We start from the raw sequence: 1,211 nt of genomic DNA, 5'->3' as shown, positions 1-1,211 counted from the left end.
GATGTCACCGGGTCTGGTGGGGCGCTGGTAACCGCTAATAGGGGTCAGGTCAGGCACTTTTGCCGGGACCGTCTGTAACGTGGATGCCGGTACCTGCTCCCCGTGGTTATCTGGTTAACCCATATACAAGGGAGACAGAATGACCGAATCCAGCGATTACGAATCCGTCCAGGTCTTTATCGGCGTTGATGTCGGTAAAGATACGCATCACGCTGTTGCCATTAATCGTTCAGGTAAACGCCTGTTCGATAAAGCATTACCCAACGACGAAAACAAACTCAGATCGCTAATATCTGACCTGAAACAACATGGTCAGATACTGCTGGTTGTTGATCAGCCAGCTACCATCGGTGCGTTACCTGTCGCCGTTGCCCGCTCAGAAGGAGTCCTTGTCGGATACCTCCCTGGACTGGCCATGCGCCGCATAGCCGACTTACACGCCGGTGAAGCTAAAACTGATGCTCGTGACGCTGCCATCATTGCCGAAGCTGCCCGTACCCTGCCTCACGCGCTACGCACGCTGAAACTGGCTGACGAGCAAATCGCCGAACTCTCCATGCTCTGCGGCTTCGATGATGATCTTGCCGCACAGACAACGCAGGCCAGCAACCGTATCCGCGGCCTTCTGACCCAGATACATCCGGCACTGGAGCGCGTTCTCGGTCCGAGACTTGAGCACCCGGCGGTACTCGATCTTCTCCAGCGATATCCCTCACCAGAAAAACTCGCTTCGCTGGGTGAGAAGAAGCTGGCAGCCCAGCTCTGCAAACTTGCGCCTCGTCTGGGTAAACGCCTTGCAGCAGACATAGCTCAGGCACTGGCCGAACAAACCGTCGTCGTTCCCGGCACGAATGCCGCTGCCGTAGTACTGCCACGTCTGGCACTCCAGCTCATCACGCTGCGTAAGCAAAGAGACGAGGTGGCGCTTGAGGTAGAACAGCGAGTTCTTGCTCACCCTCTTTACCCGGTCCTGACCAGTATGCCCGGAGTCGGTGTCAGGACCGCAGCCAGACACCTCACCGAGGTCGCCTGCCGCGCCTTCGCCTCTGCCGCACATCTCGCTGCTTATGCTGGCCTTGCGCCGGTAACTCGGCGATCCGGCTCGTCAATACGCGGTGAGCATCCCTCGCGACGGGGTAATAAAGCTCTCAAACGGGCGTTGTTCCTGTCGGCCTTCGCCGCGCTCAGGGATCCGCTCTCCAGGGCTTACT

Annotated in this window: 1 protein-coding gene; it reads left to right on the top strand. The window is 57.9% G+C overall.

Annotated elements, in window-relative coordinates:
• Positions 1-139: 139 nt before the first annotated feature.
• Positions 140-1,211, top strand: a 1,072-nt coding sequence (locus BHE85_RS15960) for an IS110-like element ISEc20 family transposase (RefSeq protein WP_073714773.1), incomplete at its 3' end; no start/stop codon positions are given.

It is taken from the genome of Shigella sp. FC1567, assembly GCF_001743015.1.
Lineage (GTDB): Bacteria > Pseudomonadota > Gammaproteobacteria > Enterobacterales > Enterobacteriaceae > Escherichia > Escherichia coli.
The sequence above is the reverse complement of the archived record's forward strand: the minus strand, read 5'-3'. Positions and strand labels throughout refer to the sequence as shown.